The sequence below is a fragment of the Helicobacter pylori genome (assembly GCF_014497725.1).
Classification (GTDB): Bacteria; Campylobacterota; Campylobacteria; order Campylobacterales; family Helicobacteraceae; genus Helicobacter; species Helicobacter pylori_DE.
Genome location: NZ_JACTGF010000001.1, coordinates 250,521 through 264,663, shown reverse-complemented (window position 1 = coordinate 264,663; position 14,143 = coordinate 250,521). Strand labels below are relative to the sequence as shown.

General features: G+C 40.7%; 12 protein-coding genes and 1 tRNA gene. 8 read left to right on the top strand and 5 right to left on the bottom strand.

Annotated features, from left to right (window positions below; translation table 11 throughout):
- The first annotated feature begins 38 nt into the window (after nt 1-38).
- The 3 genes from rplM (at nt 39) to H7N69_RS01255 (ending at nt 3,041) form a co-directional block, all read left to right on the top strand.
- A complete protein-coding gene (rplM, locus tag H7N69_RS01265) occupies nt 39-464 on the top strand; it encodes a 50S ribosomal protein L13 (protein WP_000167675.1) in 426 nt (141 codons plus the stop codon).
- Nucleotides 461-850 carry a 30S ribosomal protein S9 gene (rpsI, locus tag H7N69_RS01260; protein ID WP_001227274.1) on the top strand — a complete coding sequence of 130 codons (390 nt, stop codon included), beginning with the start codon at nt 461-463 and terminating at the stop codon, nt 848-850. Before rplM ends, rpsI begins: the two co-directional genes overlap by 4 nt.
- 169 nt (nt 851-1,019) lie before the next feature.
- The gene (locus tag H7N69_RS01255) at nt 1,020-3,041 is read left to right on the top strand and encodes a methyl-accepting chemotaxis protein (RefSeq protein WP_187884504.1); all 2,022 of its coding nucleotides are present in this window, start codon (nt 1,020-1,022) and stop codon (nt 3,039-3,041) included.
- Between the two features lie 377 nt (nt 3,042-3,418).
- Here the strand turns inward: H7N69_RS01255 and H7N69_RS01250 are convergent, their stop codons facing one another.
- From H7N69_RS01250 to rpsT, 5 genes are all read right to left on the bottom strand, one after another.
- Complete coding sequence (locus H7N69_RS01250; protein ID WP_187884502.1) at nt 3,419-5,233, bottom strand: dentin sialophosphopreproprotein; 1,815 nt, start codon at nt 5,231-5,233, stop codon at nt 3,419-3,421.
- A gap of 250 nt (nt 5,234-5,483) precedes the next feature.
- Complete coding sequence (locus tag H7N69_RS01245; protein WP_187884500.1) at nt 5,484-7,319, bottom strand: outer membrane protein; 1,836 nt, start codon at nt 7,317-7,319, stop codon at nt 5,484-5,486.
- A gap of 10 nt (nt 7,320-7,329) precedes the next feature.
- Complete coding sequence (locus H7N69_RS01240; protein ID WP_187884498.1) at nt 7,330-7,587, bottom strand: hypothetical protein; 258 nt, start codon at nt 7,585-7,587, stop codon at nt 7,330-7,332.
- Nucleotides 7,588-7,984: 397 nt separating this feature from the next.
- Nucleotides 7,985-9,043 (bottom strand): peptide chain release factor 1, encoded by a 1,059-nt coding sequence (gene prfA / locus H7N69_RS01235; RefSeq protein ID WP_187884496.1) that lies wholly within the window; start codon nt 9,041-9,043, stop codon nt 7,985-7,987.
- Nucleotides 9,044-9,169: 126 nt separating this feature from the next.
- Entirely contained in the window at nt 9,170-9,439 is a 270-nt protein-coding gene (rpsT, locus tag H7N69_RS01230; protein ID WP_187884494.1) for a 30S ribosomal protein S20, read from the bottom strand.
- Nucleotides 9,440-9,528: 89 nt separating this feature from the next.
- On the opposite strand from rpsT, the gene glmM reads away from it, so the two are divergent.
- The 5 genes from glmM (at nt 9,529) to ureB (ending at nt 14,097) form a co-directional block, all read left to right on the top strand.
- Nucleotides 9,529-10,866 (top strand): phosphoglucosamine mutase, encoded by a 1,338-nt coding sequence (gene glmM, locus H7N69_RS01225; RefSeq protein WP_045005185.1) that lies wholly within the window; start codon nt 9,529-9,531, stop codon nt 10,864-10,866.
- A complete protein-coding gene (lspA, locus tag H7N69_RS01220) occupies nt 10,860-11,333 on the top strand; it encodes a signal peptidase II (protein ID WP_000935482.1) in 474 nt (157 codons plus the stop codon). The genes glmM and lspA overlap by 7 nt, the downstream gene beginning before the upstream one ends.
- Nucleotides 11,334-11,351: 18 nt before the next feature.
- A tRNA-Val gene (locus H7N69_RS01215) sits at nt 11,352-11,427 on the top strand.
- A gap of 240 nt (nt 11,428-11,667) precedes the next feature.
- Nucleotides 11,668-12,384, top strand: a complete 717-nt coding sequence (ureA, locus tag H7N69_RS01210; RefSeq protein WP_187884492.1) for an urease subunit alpha — start codon at nt 11,668-11,670, stop codon at nt 12,382-12,384.
- Nucleotides 12,385-12,387: 3 nt separating this feature from the next.
- Nucleotides 12,388-14,097 (top strand): urease subunit beta, encoded by a 1,710-nt coding sequence (gene ureB, locus H7N69_RS01205; RefSeq protein WP_000724295.1) that lies wholly within the window; start codon nt 12,388-12,390, stop codon nt 14,095-14,097.
- Nucleotides 14,098-14,143: the final 46 nt, after the last annotated feature.

The following is a 14,143-nucleotide window of genomic DNA, read 5'->3' as shown; positions in this document are numbered from 1 at the left end:
CCTTATAATGGGTGCTTTAATTTTATCAAAGGATTCTCATGACAAAGACTGCTAAAGTCAATGACATCGTTCGTGATTGGGTCGTTTTAGACGCCAAAGACAAAGTTTTTGGCCGCTTGATCACTGAAATCGCTGTGCTTTTAAGAGGCAAACACCGCCCTTTTTACACCCCTAATGTGGATTGTGGGGATTTTGTGGTGGTTATCAACGCCAATAAGGTTAAATTTTCAGGCATGAAATTAGAGGATAAAGAGTATTTTACCCATTCAGGTTATTTTGGTAGCACCAAGAGCAAGACTCTCCAAGAAATGCTAGAAAAAACCCCCGAAAAGCTCTACCACTTAGCCGTTAGGGGCATGCTCCCTAAAACGAAATTAGGGAAAGCGATGATCAAAAAACTCAAAGTTTATCGTGATGATAAGCACCCTCACACCGCACAAACTAGCAAAAAGGACGCTAAATGAGAAAAATCTATGCTACCGGTAAAAGAAAAACCGCTATCGCTAAAGTGTGGCTCACTCCGGGTAAAGGCGGATTGAGTATTAATGAGCAGAGCTTGAATCAATGGTTGGGCGGGCATGAAGCCATTAAAATGAAAGTCATGCAACCCTTACTTTTAACCAAACAAGAGCAATCTGTGGATATTAAAGCGGTGGTTTTTGGTGGGGGCTACTCAGCGCAAGCGGAAGCCTTAAGGCATGGCATTTCTAAAGCCTTGAACGCTTATGATATTGCTTTTAGAGCCATTTTAAAACCTAAAGGCTTGCTCACCAGAGATTCAAGGGTGGTTGAACGCAAAAAATATGGTAAAAGAAAGGCCAGAAGAAGCCCGCAATTCTCTAAAAGGTAATTTTTATTCCTTTTTGCCTCTCCTTTGGGGGGTTTTGGAGGGCTTTGGAGGGCTTTGGCTCTCCTTTATTTTCTGCTTTTTTATTCTCTCTCTTTTTTTATTAAAATTTCAAAACAATGTGATGTATAATAATCATTCTCTATCAATTCGTTTTAAAAGGGCAAAAGGAATGAAATCTACAAAAATTGGTTTTAAGATTGTGGTGATGGTGTGCGCGGTCGTTATAGCGATTAGCGCTATTATGGGCTTTATTATCAATCACAAGGTTGAAAGCGTGTTGCAAAGCCAAGCCACAGAATTGTTGCAAAAAAAGGCTCAGTTAGTCAGTTTTAAGATTCAAGGCATTATGAAGCGTATTTTTATGGGCGCTAACACCCTTGAAAAATTCTTAAGCGATGAAAATGGCTCTATCAATGACACCCTAAAAAAGCGCATGCTCTCTGAGTTTTTATTAGCAAACCCCCATGTGCTATTGATTAGCGCTCTTTATGCTAACGACGACAAGCGAGCGATCAGCGCTATTAAAATCCATTCAAAAATCGCTTACCCCAACATCGCGCTCAATGAAAACATGATAAGTCAAATCCATTCGCTCAAAAATATAACCCGTTCAGATCCCTATTATAAGGAGGTTGATGGCAATAAAATCTATGGCATGGATATTACCCTCCCTTTAAAGGATAAAAATCAAAATATTATAGGCGCTTTAAACTTCTTTTTAAACATTGACGCTTTTTATACCGATGTGGTGGGCAAGAAAAAGAGCAACACCTTTTTAATGGGGAAAAATGGCAGGCTTTTAATCAACCCTAATCGTGAGATCCAAGATAAAATCTTAAGCGCCATCAATCCGGACAAACGAGTCGCTAAAGCTGTGGAGTATTACGATCAAAACGAAGCGGGCACTTTGAGCTACCATTCATTGAGCGGGGATACAGAAACCTTTTTAGCCATACAGCCCTTTGATTTTTTTGAAGGAAAAGAAAATAACGGCAATCATTGGCGTTGGGCAATTGGGAAATATGTCAATAAATCATTGGTCTTTCAAGAGGCGACAAACACCAGATACATTATCATCACCACTTTGATTTTAGGCGTGCTGGTGTTAGCCCTTTTAGTCTTTATCATCATTTCCAGTCTCATAACCAAACGCATCAGTAGGGTCAATAACACCCTAAATGATTTTTTCAACTTGCTTAATAACCCCAAAAATAACCATGCCATAAGCCTAACGCCCCCAAGCGCTTATGATGAAATCGGGCAAATGCAAGCTTCTATCAATGAAAACATTCTTAAAACCCAAGAAAGCATTCAAGCCGATAACAAAGCCATTCAAAACAGCATTGAAGTAACAAATTATGTGGAAAATGGGGATTTCACGCAAGAAATCGCATGCGTGCCTAAAAATAAAGATTTGCAAGCTTTAAGAAATACGATTAATAGCATTATCCAGTATTTTCGTAACCAAATTGGCGCCAATATTGAATCCTTAAATAACGCCCTAGAGCATTATAAAAACCTGGATTTCACCCACCACATCCAAAACCCCAAAGCCAACATGGAAAAAGCGCTCAACACTTTAGGGCAAGAAATTTCTAGCATGCTTAAAGCTTCTTTAGGGTTTGCGAACGCGCTCAATCATGAATCCAAAGATTTAAAAACTTGCGTGGATAACTTGACTAAAACCGCCCACAAACAAGAAAGAAGCTTAAAAAACACCACCCAATCCTTAGAAGAAATCACTAATATTATCACAACGATTGATTCTAAAAGCCAAGAGATGATCTCTCAAGGCGAAGACATTAAAAGCGTGGTGGATATGATTAGAGACATCGCTGATCAAACGAATCTGTTAGCCCTGAATGCTGCTATTGAAGCCGCACGGGCTGGTGAGCATGGCAGAGGCTTTGCGGTGGTGGCTGATGAAGTTAGGAAGCTCGCTGAAAGGACGCAAAAATCGCTCAGCGAGATTGAAGCCAATATCAATATTTTAGTTCAAAGCATTGCCGATAACGCTGAGTCTATCAAAATGCAAAACAAGGGCGTAGAAAACATCCACAACTCCATTAACGCCTTGCAACAAGATGTGCAGGATAATTTGACTATCGCTAACCATTCTTTACAAGTCAGCACTAAAATTGATGGGATCTCCCAAGATATTTTAGAAGATGTGGGTAAGAAGAAATTTTAATTTCTGCTTTTAATTTTGAGCGTCTAAAATATGGAACCGCCCCCTTTTTCTAAAGCAAGGGGCTTTCGCCCTAACGAACGCTAATGCGAAAGGCTCTTTAAGGTCTGCATGGGCATTTCTTACCTTAAAAAGACTAGAGGTATTTTGTTAGCTTGAATATAGCCTAAGCGCTTACATCTTGCACCCTAAAGAACGGAGTTTTTTGCACTAGTTTGATGATAAAAAGCTTTGGTTGGATTTTAAAAAGCGTTCTTAAAGGGAGTTAGTTGGGGGTTAAAGGGGTATTCATCGCCAAAGTATCCCCCTATCCCCCTTAAAAGAATTATAAATAAAAATATTAAGTTTTGGCTATCACTCTTTGATGTTGGGGTTTAATCTCAATTCCCCATATCGCCACCCATATCCCCCATGTCTCCCATATCGCCACCCATGTCGTCGTTCATGTCCCCCATATCGCCCATGTCGTCGTTGCTATTACCCATGTCGTCGTTCATGTCGTTCGCATTGTTCAAATCATCGCCCATGTCGTTGCCGTTGTTCATGTCGTCATTAGCGTTACCCGCATCATCGTTGCCATTGTTCATGTTGCTCATATCATCAGCGTTACCGGTATCGGTGTTACCAGTGTCCGTATTGCCGGTATCGGTGTTGCCGGTATCGGTGTTGTTCATATCGCCGGTATTGTTGCCGCTGGCATCTTTATCATCAGTGGGGGTGTCGTTTGCGTTGCCGGTGTCAGTGGTGTTAGTGTCCATGTGATCATCGTTGTGATCATCGTTGGTGGTGTTGTTAGGGTTTATGAGTGCATTACTCCCTTGATCTTTGCTGTCATTTGCATGGGTGTTGTCCATGTTGTTAATAGGCGTTTGTTGCACAGGTTGTTGCATAGGGTTACTCATCGCATCATTCAAATCGTCTCTATCATCGCCATCAATTTTCAAACTCCCGTCTAAATAATTCCCCACCACATCGCTGCTATGGCTTAATTGTTGCACGCTGTCTAGGGCTTTATCCACTTGAGCTTGTTGCTCGCTTGAAAGCCCTTTTTGATCTTTTAAGTCGTTGTCTAGTTGGTTCAAGTTATTGTCTAGCTTGTCTCTTACTTCCATAGCTTTATTGACAACTGAATCAATCTTATTAGGGCTCGCCCCATCTTGCTTCATTTCTTTGATTTGCCCCACTAAATGGTTAAGCTCTTTGGCTTGAGAAGTTATCGCATCCACGCTTTTAGTGGGCATGGCTTTAGTGTGGAAAAGCGAATTGTCTTTGAGCATGCGGCTGTTGTCTAAATTGACTAAAGCGCTATTCAAGCGGTTGGTTTGAATGCCTTTGCTGAATTTGGGATCACGATAAAAGCTCATGAGATTAGCTTGCTGTAAGGATTTATCGTCCTTATCATCTCTGTCATCATCAGTAGGCGTATCAAGTTGATTAACAGAAGCGTCATGGTCTAAAATCTCTTCTTGATCGATCGCATACATATAATTTTCCAACATCAAGTAATCTTGAACTTGCATCATGAAAAACATGTTAGGGTAGAATCCATACATGCCATCATAAAAGTCATAAAAATCATACATGCCCATTCCATACATTCCATACATTCCATACATTCCATACATTCCATACATTCCATACATTCCCATTCCATACATGCCATAATAAGGGCTATAGTAAGAGTTGTAATAGTTGTTGCTCCTGTAATAAGGGCTTTGAGCCTTTTCATTCTCTTGTTGTTTTTTAAGATACGCCCCTACCACGCTCAAATCAGCGAGCATTTTTTGAGCCGTTTTTTGATCTTTTAAAGAAATGCCTAAGGGGATATAAATACCGGTGCGGTAACTATAAAAAGAATCCCTAGCGATGATTTTAAGGCAATATTTCAAATTCTTTTGCAATTTTAGGGCTTGCCTTAAATGCGCATGCGCTCTTAAATTCCCCAAGATGCCAGAGCCAAAACGCATTTTTTCCACTAGCATGCTGAATTTTTTCGCATCGCCATTAGCCGCATTGATATAGTTTAAAGCCGTAGCTCCCCACTCTGTGGTGTTGCTTTTATAACCCCCAAAATTCACTATTTTTGGCGTTAATTCCCCTTTTAATTGCGAATCTTTTAAGTCAACCAACGCCCTATTCACGCTAATAGCGTTTAAACTGAGTGTCATCATAAAAAGTATTTTTATAGCTTTCATTTATAACCTTAAAAAATATCTCTTGAAAGCATTATAGACTATTTTTAGAAATCAAAATGACTTTTAAAAAACAAGCCAAAGTAAAAAATAAAACCTAAAAAACAAAAGGTTCTGTTTTAAGCGCTTTTTTAGTTTTTAAAAAACCCTCTCTCTAAACAAAAACCTATCCCCCCAACACAACAAACACCGCAAAAAAAAGAAAAAAGAAACCAACAGAGAGAAAACCCTCTGCTAGAAAGAAGAGAAAGGCTTAGAAGTTGATCATGTAGTTGAAATAGATAGAGAAGTTCCTTTTATAGAACACATCTACCGATCCATCTACACCCCTTTCTTTATAGAATTGGTTGGTAAATAAAGGCAATTTAAAGCCCACTTCAATCCCGCTGTGTTTAGAGAAATTGCTCCTAAAGCCAAATTCCACAGGCATTTGGAAATAGCTTGTGTTCATGCTCGCTGAACAGCCGGCGGTGTTGTTGCAAATTTGCATTTGAGATTTCAAGTAGCTCTCTCCTTGCACGATGAACGAATCCCCTCCTAATCCAAAGCCTAAGAACAACCCTGCTGTGTTATAGCCCTCTTTGCTTTCATAGAAGTTATAGAGCGCATCAAAGCCCACGCCATAAGCGAAGTTATTCACTTGAGACGCGCCATCCATGATTCCAAGCTTACTGCCTACAAAGCTTAAATTCGCATGGTTATAGCTGTAGTATCCATAAGTCCTAAAGCCAAAGCGTTTGGTTTTACCAAAGAACCACTTATACCCTGCCATCGCATCTACCCCATACATTTGCCCGTAATTATTGGTGTTAATCACGCTTGGCGTGTAGGTTGCTTGGGCTTGAGCGACAGCGGTTTGAATGTTTTTATGCACGCTCATAAAGGCATCTTTTTGAGCCATTAGATTGGTTTTTAGCGCGTTTAAGAAATTGATAGCATCTGTCGTTGTGCTGTTAGTTGTGCTACTACCGGTAGTCGCAAGCGTAACGGCTTGCGTTTTTTGCGTATCAGCTGCACTAAGATCGGCCAAAGCCATATCCACTTGATTGATAGCTTTATCTAACGCGCCCACGACCGCATTAGAGCCGTTTGTCAATTGCCCAATCGTCGCGCTAGAAGAATCCAAATAGCCTTTTAGAGTGTTTTGAGCGCTTTCTAATGCACTAAACGCACTGTTTAGCCCTTGAGCGTTAGGAATCACACTGCCTAAATTAGGATTACCGCTCAAAAGAGCGCTGATCGTTGCGGTTTGTTTAGACATGGTTTCTACCCCACTTAAAGTGGTGTTCATGCCACTCACGCTCACGCTCTTAAGATTATTAACCATAGTGGTATCTTTGGTTAGCTGGCTTGCCACGGAACTCCCACTAGCACTTGGTGTGCCACTTGTTTCATCTTTTTTAGCTGGTGGGCTTTCTGGAGCTGGTGTGCCACCTGAACTTGGTGTGCCACCACTTGAAGCGGTGTGTTTATCGCCACTGCCACTTGTTTCATCTTTTTTAGCTGGTGGGGTTGGTGTTTTCGTCTGATCTTGTAAATCTGTGTTTAAAGCGTTTTGATCGTTAGTGAGCTGATTTTCAGCCTTTTGTAAATTTGTTTCAGCGGTTTGCTCTGCTTGTTGATCGGCTTTAAAAGTGGTTTCATCAAAATCTTTAGCGCTAGCATCAGCTTGAACTCTAGCTACATCTGTTTTTAAAGTTTGTTCATCGTTTTGAACGGCTGTGTTATCGGTTTCTACTTGTTTAGCCGCATCAGCTACAGTAGTGTCAGTGCTTGTTGTATAAGCTTCATCAGTTGTGGCGGTTATGTTGTCAGTAGAAGCGGTGGTTTGGGCTTGAGTTTGGGCTTGTTGTTGTGGGGTTGGTGTGCTACCACTATTACTTTTGCCACTGCCATTTGTAAAACCGGTGGGGACTTCTTTTTTACTGCCCTCTTCTTTTTCCTTATCCTTTTCAGCATAATTACCAAAAACATGCGATGGTTTTTGCAATGCTGCGTAGGTTTCTAAATCGGTAGCGTTCATGCTCCCTAAAAGCACGCTACTGGTTGCTAAAGAGAAAAAGCCTAATTTTTTGAATGACTTTTTCATAACTTCTTTCTTATTTTTTCATCCAGCTTGCGCTTGGATTGACTTTAGTGTCCGGTTTGGAAGCGCTTTGCGTTTCTTGGGCTGGAGCTGTTTGATTGCTGCCAAACATTGAAGTGTCTATCGGGGTGTTATTGTTAGCGCCTGAAGTGCGGGTGGTGTTTTGGTTTTCTAAATTAGAATATTGAAACCCCCCTCCTAAAAACGCACCGCTTTTTTCTGCCACAGACACACTAAAGGCTAATGCCATACCTAAAAAAACTTTTTTCATTTAAAACTCCTTAATGTGAGAAATCCTAAGGATTTCTTTTTTTATTGCATTCATGCTATGGCGCAAAAATATAGGGGATCATCAAAATTTGAGAGTTGTCCTTGAATACATTCGCTTCTACAGAATACAATTCGCTCTTACAAATATTAAGCTTTTGAGTTATATCACAAAAAAGTGAATTTTTCGTTAAGAATGGGTTAAATAAATCGTTTTATTTTTTAAAAATGTATTTATATATATAAAGAATTTAAAATTATATTTAACTATATTTTATGGAAGCTTTTACGCTATTTTTGTGTGGGGCGAAAATTTAGAGCTTTTAGGGTTTTTGGTCTAATGGGTGGCTATCTTAAAAAAGGCTGTTTTATCGCTTTGTTTTATCGTTTTAGTAATGGTCTTATTCAAACTGGCTTTGAGCGTGAGCGATTAAAGGGTTGATCACTTCATCTAAATTCCCTGAAAGCATGATTTCTTCTAAACTATACAGAGTTAAATTGATTCTATGCTCGCTCAAGCGGTTTTGCGGGTAATTATAGGTGCGGATCCTTTCGCTCCTGTCCCCACTACCCACTTGCTCTTTTCGGTCTTTGGCGTTAGCGAGCTGTTGCTCTTCAATTTGTTTTTCATAAAGGCGCACTTTTAAGATTTTTAGGGCTTTATCCTTGTTTTTATGCTGGGATTTTTCATCTTGCATGCTCACGCTGATATTGGTGGGAAGGTGCGTGATGCGCACCGCAGAGTCTGTGGTGTTGACGCATTGCCCCCCATGCCCGCCAGCGCGAAACACTTCAATCTTTAAATCGCTAGGGTTGATAGAAACTTCCACATCATCCACTTCAGGCATGATCGCTACTGTGATAGCGGAAGTGTGGATTCGCCCTTGAGATTCTGTCTCGGGGACTCTTTGGACTCGATGCGTGCCTGCTTCAAATTTGAGCCTTGAATACACGCCCTTGCCCTTAATCAAAACGATGATTTCTTTATAGCCCCCTACGCTGTTCTCGCTAGAGCTTACTATTTCTACTTTCCATTTTTTCAAATCCGCATAACGGCAATACGCCTTAAACAAATCCCCTACAAAAATGCCCGCTTCATCGCCCCCTGTGCCGGCCCTTAACTCTAAATAAATGTTTTTATCGTCGTTAGGGTCTTTGGGGATGAGGAGTTGCTTAATGGCAGTTTCTAGCTCGCTTTTTTGGATTTCTAAAATTTTTAACTCTTCTTTAGCCAGTTCGCTCAATTCCTTGTCTTCTAAAAGCTCCTTATTTTCTTTGATATTCTCTAAAACGCTCAAATACTCCTTACTCGCTATAGAGATTTCTTCAATGGAGCTTTGCTCTTTGCTCAATTCGGTGAGCTTTTTAATATCGCTAATCACTTCAGCGCTAGAGAGTAAGGCTGTGAGTTCATCGTATCGTTTGAGAATGGAAGAAAGCTTTTCGGCTAGAATGGACATGCGAGACTACCTATCAATAAAAAGATATATAAAAAGATGCGACAATTCAAAAAACGCAAAACTTAAAAAGAAGCCCAATAACAAAAACCCATTACTGAGCTTGAAGAAGTTAAAAACGCCCCAAAACTAAACGAGAGCGATTTTTTTCACTGAAGCGTTAAGCCTTGAGACTTTCCTAGAAGCGGCGTTTTTCTTTAAAATCCCTTTGCTGACAAATTTATGCAATTCTTTGTTAGCGATTTTCAAACGCTCTTGAGCTTTTGCCACATCATTGACAGCAACCGCTTCACGCACGGCCTTAATGATATTTTTAACTTTAGTTTTATAGAACCTGTTGCGTTCGGTTCTTTTAATGGTCTGTCTGATTCGCTTTTCTGCGGACTTATGATTTGCCATAGCCTTGTTTTAATCCCTTTGTAATGTAAAATTTGGCATAATTCTATCTAAAAATTGATTAAAAATAGTTTAAAAGGTATTTTATAACGATGAAAATTTTTGGGACTGATGGCGTGAGGGGTAAAGCAGGGGTGAAACTCACCCCCATGTTTGTGATGCGTTTAGGCATTGCTGCCGGGTTGTATTTTAAAAAACATTCTCAAACGAATAAAATTCTAATCGGTAAAGACACCAGAAAAAGCGGCTATATGGTAGAAAACGCTTTAGTGAGCGCTCTCACTTCCATAGGCTATAATGTGATTCAAATAGGGCCTATGCCTACCCCTGCGATCGCTTTTTTAACCGAAGACATGCGCTGTGATGCAGGCATTATGATAAGCGCGAGCCACAACCCTTTTGAAGATAATGGTATTAAGTTTTTCAATTCTTATGGTTATAAGCTTAAAGAAGAAGAAGAAAAAGCGATTGAAGAAATCTTTCATGATGAAGGATTACTGCATTCTAGCTATAAAGTGGGCGAGAGCGTCGGTAGCGCTAAAAGGATAGATGATGTGATAGGGCGTTATATCGTGCATTTGAAGCACTCTTTCCCCAAACATTTGAATTTACAAAATTTAAGGATCGTGCTAGATACCGCTAATGGCGCGGCTTATAAGGTGGCTCCGGTCGTTTTTAGCGAGCTTGGGGCTGATGTTTTAGTGATTAATGATGAGCCTAATGGGTGTAATATTAATGAGCAATGCGGGGCTTTACACCCTAACCAGTTGAGCCAGGAAGTGAAAAAATACCGTGCGGATTTGGGCTTTGCTTTTGATGGCGATGCGGATAGGCTAGTGGTGGTGGATAATTTAGGGAATATCGTGCATGGGGATAAGCTTTTAGGGGTGTTAGGGGTTTATCAAAAATCTAAAAACGCCCTTTCTTCTCAAGCAATTGTCGCTACAAACATGAGCAATTTAGCCCTTAAAGAATACCTAAAATCCCAAGATTTAGAATTGAAGCATTGTGCGATTGGGGATAAGTTTGTGAGCGAATGCATGCGATTGAACAAAGCCAATTTTGGAGGCGAGCAAAGCGGGCATATCATTTTTAGCGATTACGCTAAAACAGGCGATGGCTTGGTGTGCGCTTTGCAAGTGAGCGCGTTAGTGTTAGAAAGTAAGCAGGTAAGCTCTGTTGCGTTAAACCCCTTTGAATTATACCCCCAAAACCTAGTGAATTTGAATGTCCAAAAAAAGCCTCCTTTAGAAAGCCTGAAAGGTTATAGCGCTCTTTTAAAAGAATTAGACCAACTAGAGATCCGCCATTTGATCCGTTATAGCGGCACTGAAAACAAATTACGAATCCTTTTAGAAGCTAAAGACGAAAAACTTTTAGAATCCAAAATGCAAGAATTAAAAGAATTTTTTGAAGGGCATTTGTGCTAAACACCACCCAACAAAGCCTGTTGGTTTTTATAGGGGTTTTTTTCCTTATTTTTGGCGTGGATCAAGCGATTAAACACGCTATTTTAGAGGGGTTTCGCTATGAAAGTTTGATGATAGATATTGTTTTGGTGTTCAATAAAGGCGTGGCGTTTTCCTTGCTCAGTTTTTTAGAGGGGGGTTTGAAATACTTGCAAATCCTTTTGATTTTAGGGCTTTTTATCTTTTTAATGCGCCAAAAGGAGCTTTTTAAAAACCATGCGATAGAGTTTGGCATGGTGTTTGGCGCTGGGGTTTCTAATGTTTTAGACCGGTTTGTGCATGGGGGCGTGGTGGATTATGTGTATTATCATTATGGCTTTGATTTTGCCATTTTTAACTTCGCTGATGTCATGATAGATGTGGGCGTGGGCGTTTTATTGTTAAGACAATTCTTTTTTAAGCAAAAACAAAACAAAATTAAGGCATAATTACCCCTTATAATGAAAGGTCGCGTAGCTCAGTTGGTAGAGCACTACCTTGACATGGTAGTGGCCGCTGGTTCAAGTCCAGTCGTGGCCACCATTATTACCCACTCCAATCTTAATTCTCATTTTGCAAATTTTAAGCCGTTTGGCAAATATCCTTTAAAAATCGTTAAACACGCCTAAACAATGCCCTTAAAAGATAACACTAATTTGTTACAAATAACATTCAATGATACTCGTTTTCGTTAATCTTAGTTAATTAAAAATGGCTACAATCACTCCAACCTTGATGCTGTTATGTCTTCAAGGAAAAACACTTTAAGAATAGGAGAATGAGATGAAACTCACCCCAAAAGAGTTAGACAAGTTGATGCTCCACTACGCTGGAGAATTAGCTAAAAAACGCAAAGAAAAAGGCATTAAGCTTAACTATGTAGAAGCAGTAGCTTTGATTAGTGCCCATATTATGGAAGAGGCGAGAGCTGGTAAAAAGACTGCGGCTGAATTGATGCAAGAAGGGCGCACTCTTTTAAAACCGGATGATGTGATGGATGGCGTGGCAAGCATGATCCATGAAGTGGGTATTGAAGCGATGTTTCCTGATGGGACCAAACTCGTAACCGTGCATACCCCTATTGAGGCTAGTGGTAAATTAGTTCCTGGTGAGTTGTTCTTAAAAAATGAAGACATCACTATCAACGAAGGCAAAAAAGCCGTTAGCGTGAAAGTTAAAAATGTTGGCGACAGACCGGTTCAAATCGGCTCACACTTCCATTTCTTTGAAGTGAATAGATGCTTAGACTTTGACAGAGAAAAAACTTTCGGTAAACGCTTAGACATTGCGAGCGGGACAGCGGTAAGATTTGAACCTGGCGAAGAAAAATCCGTAGAATTGATTGACATTGGCGGTAACAGAAGAATCTTTGGATTTAACGCGTTGGTTGATAGGCAAGCAGACAACGAAAGCAAAAAAATTGCTTTACACAGAGCTAAAGAGCGTGGTTTTCATGGTGCTAAAAGCGATGACAACTATGTAAAAACAATTAAGGAGTAAGAAATGAAAAAGATTAGCAGAAAAGAATATGTTTCTATGTATGGCCCTACTACAGGCGATAAAGTGAGATTGGGCGATACAGACTTGATCGCTGAAGTAGAACATGACTACACCATTTATGGCGAAGAGCTTAAATTCGGTGGTGGTAAAACCCTAAGAGAAGGCATGAGCCAATCTAACAACCCCAGCAAAGAAGAACTGGATCTAATCATCACTAACGCTTTAATCGTGGATTACACCGGTATTTATAAAGCGGATATTGGTATTAAAGATGGCAAAATCGCTGGCATTGGTAAAGGCGGTAACAAAGACATGCAAGATGGCGTTAAAAACAATCTTAGCGTAGGTCCTGCTACTGAAGCCTTAGCCGGTGAAGGTTTGATCGTAACGGCTGGTGGTATTGACACACACATCCACTTCATTTCACCCCAACAAATCCCTACAGCTTTTGCAAGCGGTGTAACAACCATGATTGGTGGCGGAACCGGTCCTGCTGATGGCACTAATGCGACTACTATCACTCCAGGTAGAAGAAACTTAAAATGGATGCTCAGAGCGGCTGAAGAGTATTCTATGAACTTAGGTTTCTTGGCTAAAGGTAACGCTTCTAACGATGCGAGCTTAGCCGATCAAATTGAAGCCGGTGCGATTGGCTTTAAAATCCACGAAGACTGGGGCACCACTCCATCTGCAATCAATCATGCGCTAGACGTTGCGGACAAATACGATGTGCAAGTCGCTATCCACACAGACACTTTGAATGAAGCCGGTTGCGTAGAAGACACTATGGCTGCTATTGCCGGACGCACTATGCACACTTTCCACACTGAAGGCGCTGGCGGCGGACACGCTCCTGATATTATTAAAGTGGCCGGTGAACACAACATCCTACCCGCTTCCACTAACCCCACTATCCCTTTCACCGTGAATACAGAAGCCGAACACATGGACATGCTCATGGTGTGCCACCACTTGGATAAAAGCATTAAAGAAGATGTTCAGTTCGCTGATTCAAGGATCCGCCCTCAAACCATTGCGGCTGAAGACACTTTGCATGACATGGGGATTTTCTCAATCACCAGTTCTGACTCTCAAGCGATGGGCCGTGTGGGTGAAGTTATCACTAGGACTTGGCAAACAGCTGATAAAAACAAAAAAGAATTTGGCCGCTTGAAAGAAGAAAAAGGCGATAACGACAACTTCAGGATCAAACGCTACTTGTCTAAATACACCATTAACCCAGCGATCGCTCATGGGATTAGCGAGTATGTAGGTTCTGTAGAAGTGGGCAAAGTGGCTGACTTGGTATTGTGGAGTCCAGCATTCTTTGGCGTAAAACCCAACATGATCATCAAAGGCGGGTTCATTGCATTAAGTCAAATGGGCGATGCGAACGCTTCTATCCCTACCCCACAACCAGTTTATTACAGAGAAATGTTCGCCCATCATGGTAAAGCCAAATACGATGCAAACATCACTTTTGTGTCTCAAGCGGCTTATGACAAAGGCATTAAAGAAGAATTAGGGCTTGAAAGACAAGTGTTGCCGGTTAAAAATTGCAGAAACATCACTAAAAAAGACATGCAATTCAACGACACTACCGCGCACATTGAAGTCAATCCTGAAACTTACCATGTGTTCGTGGATGGCAAAGAAGTAACTTCTAAACCAGCCAATAAAGTGAGCTTGGCGCAACTCTTTAGCATTTTCTAGGATTTTTACAGGAGCGACGCTCCTTAAATCCTTATTTTTTAGCTCT